We start from the raw sequence: 15873 nt of genomic DNA, 5'->3' as shown, positions 1-15873 counted from the left end.
TCCCCGCAAACCCACAGTGCCCCGCCATCCCACGGAATGCCCGCTGTTGCTGTTGCTCTTGCTTCGGCTTCTGCAGGTGCAGGGCTGCAAGCCCTGCAACAACACCCTCACTCCACCCAGCCTGCAATCTCACCGTGCTCGAACGGCCCCAGCTTGGCCTTCACCATCCGCCCCTGCGCATCAAACAACACGCTGTACGGTAGCAGCCCCTGCGCATTGCCCAGCTGCACGCTGGCATCGCGTGGGCCCGGGGTGTCCAGCACGATCGGGTAGCCCACCGGCACCCGCTGCAGGAAATCAGCCACGCCCTCCGGCGTATCCAGTGCCAGGCCCAGCACCTGCACGCCGTGCGTGCCCTGCGCGTCGGCGAAGCGCGCCAGCTCGGGCATTTCCTCGATGCAGGGCCCGCACCAGCTCGCCCAGACATTCACCAGCAGCGGTCGCCCGCGGAACCGCTGGCGGATATCCAGTGCTTGCCCGTCCACGCCGGGCAGTACCAGTGCCGGCAACGCATCGCCGGCGCGAAGGACAGGCATCGGAGACTTCATATCAGCGGGCGTCGAAGCCGCCGGCGCCGGCGCCGGCGTCAACCGATGCCCGGCCCACAGGCCAAGGCCGGCGGCCAGCACCGCTGTCCACAGCAGTGCGGGCCGTTGCCAATTCATCGGGCGGTGCGCAGCAGCGCTTCTTCCACCAGGGCCTGGGTCAGCAGCGTCGGCAGCACGGTCGGCGGTGCGCCCGGGCCGTACACCACGTACAGCGGCACGCCCACGGCCTTGTGCTCATCCAGGAATGCAGTGATCTGCGGGTCCACGTTGGTGTAGTCGCCGCGCATGTACACCGCGTTGGTGCGCTTGAGCAGTTCCTTGAACTCGGGGCGCGACAGCACCGCGCGTTCGTTGGCCTTGCAGCTCACGCACCAGTCGGCGGTCATGTTCACGAACACCACGCGGTTGTCCGCACGCAGGCGGTCCAGCATCTGCGGCGAATACTCCACCACGTTGTCACTAGCGGCCTGGGCGGCACGCGCCGGCGGGGCCAGCTGGGTCACGCCCCACACCGGGGCGAGCGCGGCCAGGGCGAGCAGTACGCCCAGCAGGCTGGCGCCACGCTTGCTGCGCCAGCGGCTGGTCTCGAACAGCCACAGGCCGGCAGTCAGCAGCAGCAGGCCACCCAGGGCCAGCGCCATGCCGTCCACGCCGCGCTGCTTGCCCAGCACCCACAGCAGCCACAGCGCGGCGGCATACATCGGGAAGGCCAGCACGTGCTTCAGCGTTTCCATCCACGGGCCGGGCTTGGGCAGGCGGCGGGCCAGGGCCGGCACGAAGCCGATCAGCAGGAACGGCAGGGCCAGGCCCAGGCCGAGGAACAGGAACACCAGCATCGCCGCGATCGGCGGTGCCACGAAGGCGTAAGCCACGGCCGGGCCGAAGAACGGACCCACGCAGGCGCTGCCGACCACGCAGGCCAGCACGCCGGTGAAGAAATCGCCGGCCGGGCCGCTGCGGCGGGCCAGTGACTGGCCCAGGTTGCCGATGCCGCCGCCCATGGTGAACACGCCGGACAGGCTGAGGCCGACGGCGAACATGATGTAGGCCAGCGCCGCCACCACACCCGGGTGCTGCAGCTGGAAGCCGATGCCCACCGCATTGCCGAGCATGCGCAGGCCCACCATCAGCGCGCCGATCACGGCGAAGGCCACCAGCACGCCCAGCGTGTACCACATGGCATGGCTGCGGGCGCGCTCGGCGCTCTCACCGCTCTGCGCCAGGCTCAGCACCTTCAGCGACAGGATCGGCAGCACGCAGGGCATCAGGTTCAGTACCAGGCCACCGCCCAGGGCCAGCAGCAGCACCCACAGCAGTGAACTGTCGGTCTTCGGCACGCTGCCCGGCGGCCTGGTGCGCTTGGCATTGTCCTGCTGCGCATCGGCGGCGAACGCATCACCGCCCGCGGCGCTGTCAACGGCAGCGCCGGTGGCATCGTTGGGCACGGTCGGCAGCAGGCGCCGCGGCGTGCCATCGGCCTCCTCGCGCGGGCTGTCGCTGGCCGTGGCAGGCGCCGCAGTGGCGGTGCCATTGCCGGCGGCGGTCAGCGTGCCGGCCGGAATCGACAGCTTCACCCGGCGGGTCATCGGCGGGTAGCAGATGCCATCGGTCTGGCAGCCCTGGAAGGTCACCACCAGGGTGCTGTCCACGGCCTCGGTGCGGGTGCGGCGCAGCGGCAGCGGCACTTCCACCTGGTTGAAGTACACCGAGACATCGCCGAAGTGCTCATCGCGGTGCGACTGCGCGGCCGGCCAGCGCGGCTTGTCGGCCAGCACGCCGGTGCTGCCTTCCAGCTTCAGCGAGGTGCGGTCGCGGTACAGGTAATAGCCCGGCGCGGGGGTGAAACGCAGCAGCAGGGTGTTGCCATCGCTGGCGATGGCATCGAAGCTGAACGCCTGTTCCGACGGCAGCGGCAGGGCCTGGGTGTTGCTGGCGCCCGGCAGGCGCAGGCCACCGCCGCTACCGGCCAGCGGGTTGTTGAACGGGCTCACGCCGGTGGCGCGCGCGGTGGGCAGCGCGGCCTTGCCGCCGGCGCCGGGCAGGGCCACCTGCACGATGCGCTTCTGCGGCGGGTAGCACACGCCGGCATCGGCGCAGCCCTGGTAGCGCACTTCCAGGCTGATGGTGCCGGCCGCATCGGTCGGTGCGCCGGGCAGGGTAGCCTGCAGGCGCTCGCGGTAGGTCTCCACCTCGCCGAAGAAATCGTCGTGGTGCTTGTTGCCGGCCGGCATCTGCAGGGCACCGGCATTGAAGGCCGGGTCGGCCTTGACGCTGGTGCGGTGGCGATACAGGTAATAGCCGGGGGCGATCTTGAACTGCAGTTGGATCTGGCCACGTTCGGGCGCACTGGCGGTCAGCGCGAACGCCTGGTCGACCGGCAGCAGGTCCTTCTCATCCAGCGCGAAGGCCGGCAGGGACAGCCAGAGCAGGGCGCACAGTGCGGCGCCACGAGCAAACAACTTCATCAATCGGTGTCCTCCCGGGTCTGTGCCCGGATCCAGTCCAGATACGCCGGCAGGCCGGCCCGGGTTTCGACCGCGATGCACTCCGGGAGTTCATACGGATGCAGTTCGACGATGCGGGCGATCGCGTCATCGACGCGGCTCGCCGTGGTCTTCACCAGCAACTGCAGTTCGGCGTCGGTGGTGACGTCGCCCTGCCAGCGGTAGGTCGACTGTGCCCCCTCCAGCCGGGTGACGCACGCAGCCAGGCGCTCGCTGACCAGCGCGTGCGCGATGCGCTCGGCACTGGCCCGGTCGGGGCAGGTGGTCAACAGCAGCAGGACGGGATCGACGGTCGACATGACCGCCGAGTATAGGGCCGCCGCCGGGTCTGGGCCCGGCGGCGGCATGGACCGCTGCGTTGCGCGGTCAGTTGGCCAGCTGGCAGCTGGTCGGTTTTGCCGAGGTGAACAGGGCCGGGGTGGCCCATTCCGGGTGGTCGATGAACGGGTTGCGGTTGCCCTGGAACGAGTAGATCACGTCATTACGGGCACGTTCGGCGGCATCCGGCGGGTCGGACAGGTGCCAGTCGATCAGGGTCGACAGCAGGCCCATGTAGGCTGGCGAGCGGCTGGTCTTGACGATCTTGCTGCGGTCGTCGGTCAGCTCCAGGTCCGGTTCGGACTGGCCGGTGGCCGCATCCTTGCCGCCTTCATAGCGGATGGCCATGTACATCACCGCACGCGCCATGTCGCCCTTGCGCTTGCCCCACACCTCGAAGGTGCCGGTGTTGCCGTCGGGGGTACGCACCCAGTTGGAATTGCCCGGGTAACCGCCGCTGCCGCCGCCCTGGCCGTTGTTGGCCTCAGTGGCGCGCTCGCCGCAGTTGGCATCGCACTTGCCGAACGGCTTGTTGCCGCGGTCGGCATTCCACTGCGCATCGGTCAGGTACAGCATGTGGGTGTCGGTGTACGGGGCGTACGGCAGGCCCTTGTCGCCGGTGGTGCTGGCAAAGCCCAGCGAGTTCGGCCAGGTGTGCTCGCGGTTGTAGGTCAGGCCGCTGCCCGTGCCCGCACGGCTGCTCACCTTGGTGTAGCTGTGGTTGCGGTAGGCGTCGAGGATCTTGCCGCTGTTGTTCGGGTCTTCGTCGGCAATTTCCAGGATGGTCCAGGTGCTGGTGCCCGAGCCGCTGTACGGGTAGGCGGTGTGGCCCTTGATGGTCTCGTGCAGCGAGCAGCGCAGCTGGCTGGGGCTGGAGGTGTTCACCTTGGAGTAGTAGCCCTCCGGGGTGCCCGGGTTGCCGGGATTGCCGGGGTCCGGATTACCCGGGTCCGGGTTGCCGGTGGTGCTGGCCACGGTGAAGGCGATGCGGCTGTCAGCGGCCGGGTGCGCGCCCTGGTTGTCGGTGATGCGCGCGGCGCGGATGTCGAAGCGGCAGGCCTCACCGGCCACCAGGGCGGTGTTGGTCGACAGCTTCACGGTCTTGCCGCTGCCCGGCCAGGTCAGCGGCACGCTGCCGGATTTGCCGCAGCTCAGGGCGAAGGCGCCGCTGGCCAGGGTCACCGTCTCGCTGAACACCACTTCCAGGTCGGCCGCGGCCGGGAAGGTGCTGCTGCCCTGCGCCGGGGTGGTGGTGGTGACCGACGGCGGCGTGTTCGGGCCGCCCGGGGTACCGCCACCGCCGTTGAAGGTCTGGTTGTTGTTGCAGCGGCCGAAGGTTTCACCGGCCGATTCGGCCCAGGTGAAGTGGGCGTACTGGCTGCCGCTGCCGGTCAGCTGCAGCGAGGTGCCCGGGGCGGTGCTGTTGGTTTCGGCAACCGGGATGTTCTGGCTGGTCATGCCGGCGGCGGGGCCACCGGAGGCGGTGATCGCGCCTTCGTAGCTGAGGAACTGGACCACCTTGCCGCTGGCGTCGACCAGGGCGATGCCGTCGTTGGGGCCGTTCTGGAGGCCGTTGGTCGGGTAGGTAACCACCGCAAGGGTGGCACTGCCGCAGCCGGCGGCGGTGCCGGCCGGTACCGGCTTGTTGTCGTAGACCACGGCCGCCGAGGCGTTGGCGCCGTTGTACAGGTACAGGCGGTAGCCGGACAGGTCCTCGCCCGCGGTGGCGACCACTTCGATGGCTTCGCCGACGTCACCGGCCGGGGTGCTGTCGTCGTAGTGCAGTTCGTTGATGAAGACCTCGGCCTGGGCCGGCGCGGCGGCCAGCGCCAGCAGGCAGGCGGCGGCGAGCGGGGACAGCAATCGCATCGACTACTCCTTGTGATTGGGAATGCCGGGCGAGCCTAAGGCCGAACGCGTGACACTTTATCGTAACTGAACGTCAGATATCTGACACTGCGACGCAGTTCACCAAAATTGCGGGAACCGGCCCTGGCCCCCGTCTGTCCGTCGCCGCAGCGCACGGTCGAAAAATTTTCCGTCACGGGGCTTGAAAGGCCCGGGGGCAGCTCCATCTCTGTCCTGCTCCCGACCTGTCGGGCTTTTTCACGAGCAATGCTGGCAGTCACCTGGGGTGAGTGCTAACATCGCCAGACTTTTTCAGACCAATCAATAACTTAAGAGGTCTCTCATGAGCATCAAGCCGCTGCACGACCGCGTTGTGGTCAAGCCGATCGAAGCCGACGAAATCTCCGCCGGTGGCATCGTCATTCCGGATTCGGCCAAGGAAAAGTCCACCAAGGGTGAAGTCGTCGCCGTCGGCCCGGGCAAGGCCCTGGACAACGGCACCGTGCGCGCCCCGTCGCTGAAGGTTGGCGACAAGGTCATCTACGGCCAGTACGCCGGCAGCTCGTACAAGAGCGAAGGCGTCGAGTACAAGGTCCTGCGCGAAGACGACGTGCTCGCCATCATCGGCTGAGCCTCGGCGCGACCTGCTTTCCTGTAAGACATCCCTTTTCGTCGCCGGGCCTGGCCCGGCGCAAACATCGAGGTAATCGCAATGGCTGCCAAGGATATTCGTTTCGGTGAAGACGCCCGTTCGCGCATGGTGCGCGGCGTCAACGTTCTCGCCAATGCCGTCAAGGCCACTCTGGGCCCGAAGGGCCGCAACGTCGTGCTGGAAAAGAGCTTCGGCGCCCCGACCATCACCAAGGACGGCGTCTCCGTCGCCAAGGAAATCGAACTGGCTGACAAGTTCGAGAACATGGGCGCGCAGATGGTGAAGGAAGTTGCTTCGCGCACCAACGACGACGCTGGCGACGGCACCACCACCGCCACCGTGCTGGCCCAGGCCCTGATCCGCGAAGGCGCCAAGGCTGTGGCCGCCGGCATGAACCCGATGGACCTGAAGCGTGGTATCGACAAGGCCGTCGTGGCCGCCGTTGCCGAGCTGAAGAACATCTCCAAGCCGACCGCCGACGACAAGGCAATTGCCCAGGTCGGTACCATCTCGGCCAACTCGGACGAGTCGATCGGCCAGATCATCGCTGACGCGATGAAGGAAGTCGGCAAGGAAGGCGTGATCACCGTTGAGGAAGGCTCGGGCCTGGACAACGAGCTGGACGTGGTCAAGGGCATGCAGTTCGACCGCGGCTACCTGTCCCCGTACTTCATCAACAACCAGCAGTCGCAGACCGCTGACCTGGATGACCCGTTCATCCTGCTGCACGACAAGAAGATCTCCAACGTCCGTGACCTGCTGCCGGTGCTGGAAGGCGTCGCCAAGGCTGGCAAGCCGCTGCTGATCGTTGCCGAAGAAGTCGAAGGCGAAGCGCTGGCGACCCTGGTGGTCAACACCATCCGTGGCATCGTCAAGGTCGTGGCCGTCAAGGCTCCGGGCTTCGGCGACCGTCGCAAGGCGATGCTGGAAGACATGGCCGTGCTGACCGGCGGCACCGTGATCTCCGAAGAAGTTGGCCTGTCGCTGGAAAAGGCCACCATCAAGGACCTGGGCCGCGCCAAGAAGGTGCAGGTTTCCAAGGAAAACACCACCATCATCGATGGCGTGGGTGACAAGGCTGCCGTCGACGCACGCGTCGGCCAGATCAAGACCCAGATCCAGGACACCTCCTCGGATTACGACCGCGAGAAGCTGCAGGAACGCGTTGCCAAGCTGGCCGGCGGCGTTGCCGTGATCAAGGTCGGCGCGTCGACCGAAATCGAAATGAAGGAAAAGAAGGATCGCGTCGACGACGCCCTGCACGCTACCCGTGCAGCCGTTGAAGAAGGCGTGGTCCCGGGCGGCGGCGTTGCCCTGGTTCGTGCGGTCACCTCGCTGGCTGGCCTGAAGGGCGCCAACGAAGACCAGAACCACGGCATCCAGATCGCCCTGCGTGCGATGGAAGCCCCGCTGCGCGAAATCGTGGCCAACGCCGGTGAAGAACCGTCGGTCATCATCAACAAGGTCAAGGAAGGCACCGGCAGCTTCGGCTACAACGCCGCCACCGGCGAGTTCGGCGACATGCTGCAGTTCGGCATCCTGGACCCGACCAAGGTGACCCGTTCGGCGCTGCAGAACGCTGCCTCGATCGCTGGCCTGATGATCACCACCGAAGCCATGGTTGCCGAAGCTCCGAAGAAGGACGAGCCGGCCATGGGTGGCGCCGGTGGCATGGGCGGCATGGGTGGCATGGGCGGCATGGACTTCTAAGTCCACGCGTTCCCGACGTAATGAAAAACCCCGCCGGAAGGCGGGGTTTTTTTGTGGGCGCGTTCCGCACGCCGCATGGATGAACCCGACACAGTAGATCCACGCCATGCGTGGATGACGCCCCCCCGCTTGGAATCTGCTTCTGCCCAAATTATGATTAGCCGCCTAATCACATAGGTGTCCGCAATGCTGGAAGCAAAACACACCGCCCTCATCGACGAGGCTGCCCGCCGCGGCCACGCCAACCTGGCGCAGCTGCGCCTGTGCTTCCAGCTGCTTTCCCTGTCCACCGCCATCGACCGCGACTGCGCCACCCGTCTCGCCCCGCACGGCCTCAGCGAAGGCCGTTTCATCGTGCTGTTCCTGCTGCATGGCGCGGGCGGCACGCTGCCCCCGCATGAACTGGCCGAACGCGCAGGCGTCACCCGCGCCACCATCAGCGGCCTGCTGGACGGCCTGCAGCGTGAGGGCCTGCTGCAGCGCAGGCACGATGCCGAAGACGGGCGCCGCCTGCAGATCGTGCTGACCGCCCGCGGCAAGCGCCTGGCCGAGGAACTGTTCAACCAGCACACGCAGTGGATCGGTGGACTGTTCAATGGCCTGGATGCCACCGAACAGGCGCAGCTTTCGCAGCTGCTGGGCAAGGTCTGGCTGCACACCGACGGTGGGCGCGAGTCCACGCCATGAGCGCTGCCATCAGCGCCGCGCGGAGGCACGAATTGGATATCGGCGAGGCGGCCAGCACGCATCTGGCCGAATGTCTTGCCGTGGATTTCGCAACGCTGCTGCACGCGGTTGCGGCGCTGCCGGACGCCGCCGTGCAGCGCATGCGCGCTGCCGCCAGCAAGGGCATCACCCAACGCATGGCGCTGGCGGCAACACTGCTGCGCGAAGCAGGGCAGGGCGACCCCGCGCGCTGGCAGTTGCATCCCTCGGACACCGTACGCGGTTGGGCCTGCTACCTCATCGGCAGTGATGCCACGCTGGCGCTGGCCGGGAAACTGCAGGCGATGCAGCCACTGGCCGATGACGCGCACTTCGGCGTACGCGAATGGGCGTGGCTGGCAGTGCGTACCGATCTCGTGGCGGCGCCACAGCAGGCGCTGCAACTGCTGCTGCCGTGGGCGCATGAAGCCTCGCCCTACCTGCGCCGCTTCGCCTGCGAAGCACTGCGCCCGCGCGGCGTCTGGGCCAGCCACATCGCCCTCTTCAAGCAACAACCGCAACACGCACTGCCGCTGCTGGAAGCCCTGGCGAACGACCCCGAGCGCTACGTGCAGGACTCGGTGGGCAACTGGCTCAACGATGCCAGCAAGACACAACCCGAGTGGGTGCGCGACCTCTGCGCGCGCTGGCAGCGCGAACACAGCAGCGCAGCAAACGCGTACATCCGCAAGCGCGCCCAACGCTCCCTTCGGTAGCGCCGGGCCATGCCCGGCGGACGATCCAACACCACCAACCCAAGGAAGGCCCCAATGCCCCACATCCTCATCGAGCACTACACCGCAACTCCCGCCTGGGCTGCACTCCCGCCCGAGCAACGCAACGCCTTCTTCGCCCGCATCAGCGCCGGCATGCAGCAGTTCGACGCAGCGCGCATCACGCCGTTGGCAATGGGCCGCGTCGCCCGTGATGTACCGCATGGCAGCGCAGAACAGTTCTACGCCGTCTGGCAGTGCGCCAACCGCGCCGACGCCGATGCACTGATCGCCGGCATCAGTTCCACAGGCTGGCATCAGTACTTCACCACCACCAACACAGTCGGCACCGTGGACGAAATGCCGCAGCACCTGCACGATCTGGCGAACCGCGAGTAGATCCACGCCACGCGTGGATGAAACCTCCCACGCAGCCAGGTAGCGCCGGGCCATGCCCGGCGTCTCCCAAGTCTTCCGCCAGCGCCTGACTACCGCGGCCGCACCCGCTCGGCCGCATGCGTACCCAGTTCCAGGCAGGCCATCATCAGGCCTTCCATCACGCGTGGGCCAACATCATGTTCCGGCCCGCCATTCTGGCGGCTGCGCTCGGCGGCCAGCATCACCTCATGCACGATACGCAGCCCGGCCAGGGCGCAATCGCCATCGGACAACTGAATGCGCCGGCCGATCGCCAGATTGGGCTCGGGCCAAGGATGGCCATCGCTGCCGGCACCTGCGCCGATGCGTTGCAGACTGGCAATGAAACTATGGGGATCAAGCGCGGCGTCGTCGGCGTTGGTGCTGGTCGGATCGTCGTGGTTGCGACCCGGAAAAGGGACGTGCTTTGCGTTCATGGTATGTGCTCCGTACAGAGAAGACGGCAGCGCCACCGGAAGAGGTGGCGGACGGTGCGTGGCGGCAAAGACCGGGAGATGCTGAATCCGGCGGGCGCAAGCGCCCCCACGCACCGCCCGCCATGGAACGCGAACGGATTGCCAGCCGGCGCCGCGCGAAGCGACGCCGGCTGGCAAGCGTGTACAGCATCTCGACGGGCTTTGCCGACCCGGCCACCCGTTTTCGGTGGCAATCCATCTTGTGCACATGCCTGCGCGCAACACCAAGGGCATCCGCGACAGCCATCAAAGCGCGCCGCAGTATTGCATACGCCGGAGGCTATGAAATTCGCTGTTTCACCTACATTTTTCTGGCGTTGAACTTCGCGCGTGAGAAGGAACGGATGCGTCACGCAGCACGCTGCCACTTGGTTCAATTGCGACAGCCGGTGCGGAGATCAGGTATCGGACAGTACGCAGCTGGAAATCCAACTGGATAGACTGCACAGGAAGGACGGCCACACTGACGGATTTCCGTACTCAAACGAACAATCCGAACGTCAGCATTTTCCCTTCATGTACTCCTCGCGAGTTTCGCAGCGGCACCGACAAATTTTCTGCTGTCTGCGCAGTCGTGCCCGAACATAGCCATCGATCCGGATGCGCGCAACGTCTGCCTGGACTGGGCCCGCTGGCGGGGGCGCTCTGCGGCTCAAGCCATCCAGCAGCAGGGGCGATCACGCCAGGGCACATGCGCCTGTCACCAATACGCGGTAAACATGACGATTGCCCATGTCCACCCGCAGGGAAGTCGATCATGCAGAGCAAGCTCCAGGTCACGCTGTACGGAACCCTTGGCGAAAGCCCGGCGCTGCAGTTGCCGGGGCTGGAAGGGCCGTCGGTCGCCATCCTGGAATCGACCCTGCGACAGCTCGTCTCCGATCTCTACACCGCCCGCGCGCTGCTCAACCCCGAGCAACTGGACGAGGCGCAGAAGGAACTGGACCGCGTGGTGGAACGCTGGGTGGACATCCACGAGGGCCTGCTGCTGGACGTGGAAGTCCACAGCCGTTAGGTATCGCTCCCTTTCAGGTGCGGGCACGCGCCTTCACGCCGAGTGAGTCGCAAATGGCCCTGTCCGTCCTGTGCCTCCAGGTGCCATGGCGTGTGTCGCCAATGGACACGTAAACAATCTCGGTTCAATTGCGACACTCAGAATCGCTTCTGACTCTGGCCGAGTCGCAACCGGCCGCGTCCCACAAGAATGCAACCATTGGTAGTGCGCTGCCGGGCAGAGTGTAGCCCGGCTGATTGACGCATTCCCAAGGACGTGATTCATGAATGGACGGCTGCTGACCGGGCGCGTGCCCGTGGATTCCCGAAGCCGCCGGATCGATATCCGCTGGCCTGGGCGGGCCCCGGCACCTGCACTCTGGCCGCATGCGCTCCGCTACCGCGACGCATTGAATGAACCTTTCCGGCTGGATGTCCTTTGCCGGGGCAACGATGCCGCCGCTGACACCGATGCGCTGAAAGGACGCATCGTGGCGTTCGGCATCGACACCGGTGGCCAGCAGCGGCGCTGGCTGTGTGGCGTGGTGTCAGGCATCGTTGCGGGCGGCGGCAGCGGGCATTATTCGACGGTCGAGCTGACGGTGGAGTCGGCCCTGTCGATGCTCGATCGCCGCCGTACCTGCCGGGTGTTCCAGGACCGGACCGTGCCAGAGATCGTCGCTGCCATCCTTGACGAGCACATGGCCCGAAATCCCGTCATCGGGGCCTGTTTCTCCTATCGCACTCTGCTCGACCGGCACTACAGCCCGCGGTCCTACTGCGTGCAGTTCAACGAAAGTGACCAGCATTTCATCGACCGCTTGCTCGCCGAAGAGGGCATCACGTACTTCTTCAGGTTCGATGGCGGCGACGACAGCGGTGGGCATCACATGGTCCTGACCGATGCCGGTAGCCTGCCAGACGAGCCGCCCCGGTCGCTGCAGCTCCTGGCGGCGGGCGCTGCATCAACGGGCCGCCAGCAGTGGATCAGCCAGTGGCAACGGGTCAGCCAGCTCACCACGCACAGCGTCGCACTGGCCAGCCACGACTATCGTCCCGCCTGCGCGCTGCGTGGCCGGGATGAAACCGTTGTGGAGCAGGGCAGTGGGAGCCATCAGGCCGGCCGCTCCCCGAGCGACTACCAGGCACTTGCACCGTACTACGCCGACCACGACCGCGAGCTGGGCGCGTACGCCCGCCTTCGCATGCAGGCCGAAGAGATGAAAGCCGCTACGTTCCATGGCGAGGGACCGCCCAGCGACCTTCCCATCGCCAGCAGCTTCGTGCTCGAAGATCCATCCGCCAGTGCGGATACGGCACGGCAGCCTTCCGCCTTCATCACTACGTCCACGCACATCGAACTGCGTAACAACCTGCTGGAGGTGGCGCTGTGTTCGCCTGCGGTTGATGAGGCCATTGCCGGCGAACACCTGGCCGCCGGTTACGGCGACTATCTGCGGTTCACCGCCGTGGCCGCCGGCGTACCGCTGGTACCCCGTTACGCCGGTCTGTTCGATCGCCCCACCGTCCATGGCATGCAGACCGCAACCGTGGTGGGCCCTGCGGGCGAGGAGGTCCATACCGATGAACTCGGGCGCATCCGCATCCGTTTCCACTGGCAGGAGTCTGACCAGCACCCGTCCGACACGTCGGAGGCCAGCGAGCGCTCCTCGACCTGGGTGCGTGTGTCCTGGCCTGGGGCTGGGGATGGCTTCGGGTATCAGTTTCTGCCACGCGTCGGCCAGGAAGTGCTGGTCGCCTTCCTGCACGGAGATATTGATCGCCCCGTGGTGGTGGGCGCGCTGCATAACGGACGCCAGGCGCCGCCAAGGTTCAGTGGCCAGCATGGCCTGCCCGGCAACCGCGCGCTGGCAGGCATGCAGTCGCGCGAGCATGGCGGCGAAGGCTACGGCGAGCTGTTGATGGACAACACTTCAGGTGAAGTCCGTACGCGCCTGGCCGCCAGTCCATTTGCCAGCGAACTGAACCTGGGCCACTTGAGCACGCCACGCAGGGACGGACACGCCCAGCCGCGCGGCGAAGGTGCCGAACTGCGGACCGATGCCGCACTGGCCCTGCGCGCTGCGCACGGGGTGCTGCTCAGCACCTACGCGCGCCAGATGGCGTCGGGCGAGCAGTTGGACCGGCAGGAACTGCTGGCACTCCTGGACGACTGCACCCAGCTCTTCCGGGGCCTGGGTGAGGCGGCCGCCGCGCGTGGTGCCTCAGCCTGCGAGGACGAAGGCATGGCGGAGCTTGTGCGCGCCCTGCGCGAATGGCCAGATGCGAACGCACCCGGGGAAGGTACACCGCTTGTGGCCGTGGCGGCGGAAGGGGGACTGGTCAGTGCCACCCCGGCTTCCCAACTGCAGTACGCCGGTCGCAACCATGATGTGGTGGCAACCGATGATGTACAGAGCAGCAGCGGCGGCCACACCCGGCTGATGGCGGGTCGTGGGCTTTCCCTCTATGCGCAGGATGAGCACCTGCAGGTGATCGCCAACCACGGCAACGTGGTTCTGCAGGCGCAGCAGGCCGACCTGCAGGCGCGTGCGGAAAACAACCTGCTGCTGGCGGCGGGCGAGGGCGAGGTGGTGATCTCCGCACCGCGTATCCGTCTGGTGGCCGACGACGGCAGCGATCTCACGCTTGGCGGCGGCATCGAGCTGGGCACCGACGGAACCGCCGTGGTGCACGCCGCGCGTCATGACTGGTTGGGCGCGAAGACTGATAGCGCCGACACGGCGGCATTTGCGCGCGACCCGGCCAGCCGGCAGCTGCGCTTCCATTACGAAGGCGATCTGCAGGCCGTTGCCGCAGGCGTGCAGCACACGTTGTCCCTTGACGATGGAGACACCGTGCAGGGCACTGCCGATGCCGAAGGGCTGGGCGAAGCCGTGCAGCGTGATGGCATGCAGCGCGTACAGATACAGGCGCTGCAGAACATCGAAGATGCCCAAGGAGAAACCGATGGCTGAGCGCATCGTAACGGACAACCTCGCCACCCGGTTGCTGCCCAATGCCACCCAGCCGAAGAACGTGGCCATCCCGCGCGCACGGCCGGGCGTGGTGATCTTTCTGCATGGGGTGAATGACCCGGGTGCATCTTATGCCTCGGTGGAGACTGGACTGTGCCAAGGGCTGAATGAGCGGCTGGACCGGCAGGATCTGAAGCCGGGGCGGTATGGCGAACGGTTCTGGGTGGCGAAGAGCAAGGATCGCAGGACGCACGACGAGGACGGCGTCGACGTTCTCGATGACCCTGATACCTACCTCTACAAGCGCGACGACAAGACTGCCAAGAGCGTGCTGATCCCGTTCTACTGGGGCTACCGCGCGGCAAAGAACGAGATCCTGCGGGATGAGAACGGTGATCCCGCCAAGGTGCGCACTCAGTACCAGGACAGGAATGGCAATCGTCTTGATCGCCACTTCGGTAAGCCGGGCGGGTTCTTTGCCAATGCCACCAACAACCTGCCGGAGATGTATGGCGAGGGTTTCGATGCATTCAAGCGGCATTTCGCCAATCCGCACTTGGACCGCACCAAGTTCATGGGCGCCTGCCCGCATCGGCGTTACTTCGTGCTGGCCGCCGAGCGGTTGGCAGCGCTGGTTACCACGATACGCAGCATCTACCCGTCGGAAACCATCACCATCATGGGCCACAGCCAAGGCACGCTGATCACCTTGCTGTCGCAGGCCTTGCTGATCGACCGCGGCGCGCGTTGCGCCGACTGCGCAATCATGGTGGCCAGTCCTTACTCCCTCATTGCCGAGAAGACGCCGGCCGGGGGAGACACACTGCGCACGTTGCAGCGCATTGTCGAGCGGATGACCAAGACACCCTATGCGTTGCCTTCACTGGATGACCTGGCGGCCGGTCAGGCCAAGTCATATGGGCGTGCAGGCGCTCGCTGGAGCGCGGGGCAAGGCCAGCGACTGGGCAAGGACGGTGCAATGGTCGTCTTCCCCGAGCGCGACAACCGAGGCAAGGTGTACCTGTACTTCAGCCCCGATGACACCACGGTAGGGCTAGCCGATGTATCGGGTATCGGCACGCTGGGCGTGCCTGATCTTGTCGATGGCGGCCGCCCCGGCATGACCCGATTGGCGAAAATCGGCTTCAAGCAACGTATGTGGACCAAGCGCCATCGGCATGGAAAACCTGTGATGGTCGGCGATGCGCCCGCGCACCTTGCGTTGAGAGCTGAAGGCGAGGTTCGCTACGTTGGCGACACGACCGCCATAGAAAGCCTCGGTGGAGTAGTCAAATGGGGCGTGGCGGCAGCAATGACGGTGGCCATCGCTGAAGACAGCCAGGTGCTCATCAACGCCGAAGCGCTGGTGCCGCCGCACGCACCCCAGATGTTCGGTGGGGAAGCAGTGAAGGGGACGCCCGCCACGCCCGGCATGGACCGGCCAGACGTTGTCAGTGTGCACGTGGCGCTGGGCAAAGCCAGTGCAAAATTTCCGGGCATTCCTTTGCCGAAGGAGTACACACGGCTCAGCCCAGAGGCTGCGTTGGAGAAGTACAACAAGGATAAGGAAGAAGACGACCAGACCAGCGAAGTCCGTGCAGCCGGTTGGCTCAAAGGCAAAGAGCGCGAGATGACACCTAACGAGATACGCGAGTGGATGAGTCGCTCCGACGAGGTGCTGGACGAAAACAGCTACCACTCTGGCGTGCTGCGTGATCCGGAGAACCATCGCTGGGTGACCGCAATGGATGTGGCGATCGGGCAAGGGCACAGCCTGGACGATCCGCAGTGGCGGGAGCTGCTGACGTTGATGGCGGATTGGCGGATGACGGAGGAGATGACGGAGAAGATGAAAGACAACCCGAAGTGGACTGCGCTGGACCCGCTAGTACAAAAATTGGTGCAGGCATCGGGAAAGTACTACCTGACTGGTGAGTTTCCCCCTGCCTCCTTGGTGAATCTTAAGAAGCTGCCCTCCCTGGTCGATGGCCATATTCCGGAAGGCGGCTGA

At 66.0% G+C, this 15873-nt stretch carries 13 protein-coding genes; 8 read left to right on the top strand and 5 right to left on the bottom strand.

Annotated elements, in window-relative coordinates; genetic code table 11:
- Window positions 1-107 precede the first annotated feature (107 nt).
- From IAE41_RS06575 to IAE41_RS06560, 4 genes are all read right to left on the bottom strand, one after another.
- Window positions 108-665 carry a TlpA disulfide reductase family protein gene (locus IAE41_RS06575; RefSeq protein ID WP_200732526.1) on the bottom strand — a complete coding sequence of 186 codons (558 nt, stop codon included), beginning with the start codon at window positions 663-665 and terminating at the stop codon, window positions 108-110.
- The gene (locus tag IAE41_RS06570; RefSeq protein WP_200732525.1) at window positions 662-3016 is read right to left on the bottom strand and encodes a protein-disulfide reductase DsbD domain-containing protein; all 2355 of its coding nucleotides are present in this window, start codon (window positions 3014-3016) and stop codon (window positions 662-664) included. The genes IAE41_RS06575 and IAE41_RS06570 overlap by 4 nt, the downstream gene beginning before the upstream one ends.
- On the bottom strand, window positions 3013-3351 hold the full coding sequence (gene cutA / locus IAE41_RS06565) for a divalent-cation tolerance protein CutA (RefSeq protein WP_150453002.1): 339 nt from the start codon (window positions 3349-3351) through the stop codon (window positions 3013-3015). The genes IAE41_RS06570 and cutA overlap by 4 nt, the downstream gene beginning before the upstream one ends.
- A gap of 67 nt (window positions 3352-3418) precedes the next feature.
- Window positions 3419-5239, bottom strand: a complete 1821-nt coding sequence (locus IAE41_RS06560; protein WP_200732524.1) for an endonuclease — start codon at window positions 5237-5239, stop codon at window positions 3419-3421.
- 322 nt (window positions 5240-5561) lie between these two features.
- On the opposite strand from IAE41_RS06560, the gene IAE41_RS06555 reads away from it, so the two are divergent.
- The 5 genes from IAE41_RS06555 (at window position 5562) to IAE41_RS06535 (ending at window position 9397) form a co-directional block, all read left to right on the top strand.
- Window positions 5562-5849, top strand: a complete 288-nt coding sequence (locus tag IAE41_RS06555) for a co-chaperone GroES (protein WP_079223700.1) — start codon at window positions 5562-5564, stop codon at window positions 5847-5849.
- Window positions 5850-5930: 81 nt separating this feature from the next.
- Complete coding sequence (gene groL / locus IAE41_RS06550; RefSeq protein WP_006473018.1) at window positions 5931-7580, top strand: chaperonin GroEL; 1650 nt, start codon at window positions 5931-5933, stop codon at window positions 7578-7580.
- Between the two features lie 186 nt (window positions 7581-7766).
- Window positions 7767-8267, top strand: a complete 501-nt coding sequence (locus IAE41_RS06545) for a MarR family transcriptional regulator (protein ID WP_200732523.1) — start codon at window positions 7767-7769, stop codon at window positions 8265-8267.
- Window positions 8264-9001 (top strand): DNA alkylation repair protein, encoded by a 738-nt coding sequence (locus tag IAE41_RS06540; protein ID WP_200732522.1) that lies wholly within the window; start codon window positions 8264-8266, stop codon window positions 8999-9001. Before IAE41_RS06545 ends, IAE41_RS06540 begins: the two co-directional genes overlap by 4 nt.
- Window positions 9002-9055: 54 nt before the next feature.
- A complete protein-coding gene (locus tag IAE41_RS06535; protein WP_200732521.1) occupies window positions 9056-9397 on the top strand; it encodes a DUF6616 family protein in 342 nt (113 codons plus the stop codon).
- An 89-nt stretch (window positions 9398-9486) separates the two neighbouring features.
- On the opposite strand, the gene IAE41_RS06530 is transcribed toward IAE41_RS06535, so the two are convergent.
- Window positions 9487-9852, bottom strand: a complete 366-nt coding sequence (locus IAE41_RS06530) for a hypothetical protein (RefSeq protein WP_200732520.1) — start codon at window positions 9850-9852, stop codon at window positions 9487-9489.
- Between the two features lie 796 nt (window positions 9853-10648).
- On the opposite strand from IAE41_RS06530, the gene IAE41_RS06525 reads away from it, so the two are divergent.
- The 3 genes from IAE41_RS06525 (at window position 10649) to IAE41_RS06515 (ending at window position 15873) form a co-directional block, all read left to right on the top strand.
- Window positions 10649-10906, top strand: coding sequence for a hypothetical protein (locus IAE41_RS06525; RefSeq protein ID WP_079223682.1), 258 nt, complete (start codon window positions 10649-10651; stop codon window positions 10904-10906).
- A gap of 262 nt (window positions 10907-11168) precedes the next feature.
- A complete protein-coding gene (gene tssI / locus IAE41_RS06520; protein ID WP_200732519.1) occupies window positions 11169-13862 on the top strand; it encodes a type VI secretion system Vgr family protein in 2694 nt (897 codons plus the stop codon).
- Window positions 13855-15873, top strand: a complete 2019-nt coding sequence (locus tag IAE41_RS06515; protein WP_200732518.1) for a DUF3274 domain-containing protein — start codon at window positions 13855-13857, stop codon at window positions 15871-15873. Before tssI ends, IAE41_RS06515 begins: the two co-directional genes overlap by 8 nt.

The sequence above is a fragment of the Stenotrophomonas sp. S39 genome (assembly GCF_016624665.1).
Lineage (GTDB): Bacteria > Pseudomonadota > Gammaproteobacteria > Xanthomonadales > Xanthomonadaceae > Stenotrophomonas.
Note: the sequence above shows the minus strand (reverse complement) of the source record. Positions and strands in the feature narration are given on the sequence as shown.

Coding starts and splice junctions, on each gene's coding strand:
- IAE41_RS06575 (WP_200732526.1), bottom strand. CDS start 665: ATGAATTGGCAACGGCCCGCACTGCTGTGGACAGCGGTGCTGGCCGCC.
- cutA (WP_150453002.1), bottom strand. CDS start 3,351: ATGTCGACCGTCGATCCCGTCCTGCTGCTGTTGACCACCTGCCCCGAC.
- IAE41_RS06560 (WP_200732524.1), bottom strand. CDS start 5,239: ATGCGATTGCTGTCCCCGCTCGCCGCCGCCTGCCTGCTGGCGCTGGCC.
- IAE41_RS06555 (WP_079223700.1), top strand. CDS start 5,562: ATGAGCATCAAGCCGCTGCACGACCGCGTTGTGGTCAAGCCGATCGAA.
- groL (WP_006473018.1), top strand. CDS start 5,931: ATGGCTGCCAAGGATATTCGTTTCGGTGAAGACGCCCGTTCGCGCATG.
- IAE41_RS06545 (WP_200732523.1), top strand. CDS start 7,767: ATGCTGGAAGCAAAACACACCGCCCTCATCGACGAGGCTGCCCGCCGC.
- IAE41_RS06540 (WP_200732522.1), top strand. CDS start 8,264: ATGAGCGCTGCCATCAGCGCCGCGCGGAGGCACGAATTGGATATCGGC.
- IAE41_RS06535 (WP_200732521.1), top strand. CDS start 9,056: ATGCCCCACATCCTCATCGAGCACTACACCGCAACTCCCGCCTGGGCT.
- IAE41_RS06530 (WP_200732520.1), bottom strand. CDS start 9,852: ATGAACGCAAAGCACGTCCCTTTTCCGGGTCGCAACCACGACGATCCG.
- IAE41_RS06525 (WP_079223682.1), top strand. CDS start 10,649: ATGCAGAGCAAGCTCCAGGTCACGCTGTACGGAACCCTTGGCGAAAGC.
- tssI (WP_200732519.1), top strand. CDS start 11,169: ATGAATGGACGGCTGCTGACCGGGCGCGTGCCCGTGGATTCCCGAAGC.
- IAE41_RS06515 (WP_200732518.1), top strand. CDS start 13,855: ATGGCTGAGCGCATCGTAACGGACAACCTCGCCACCCGGTTGCTGCCC.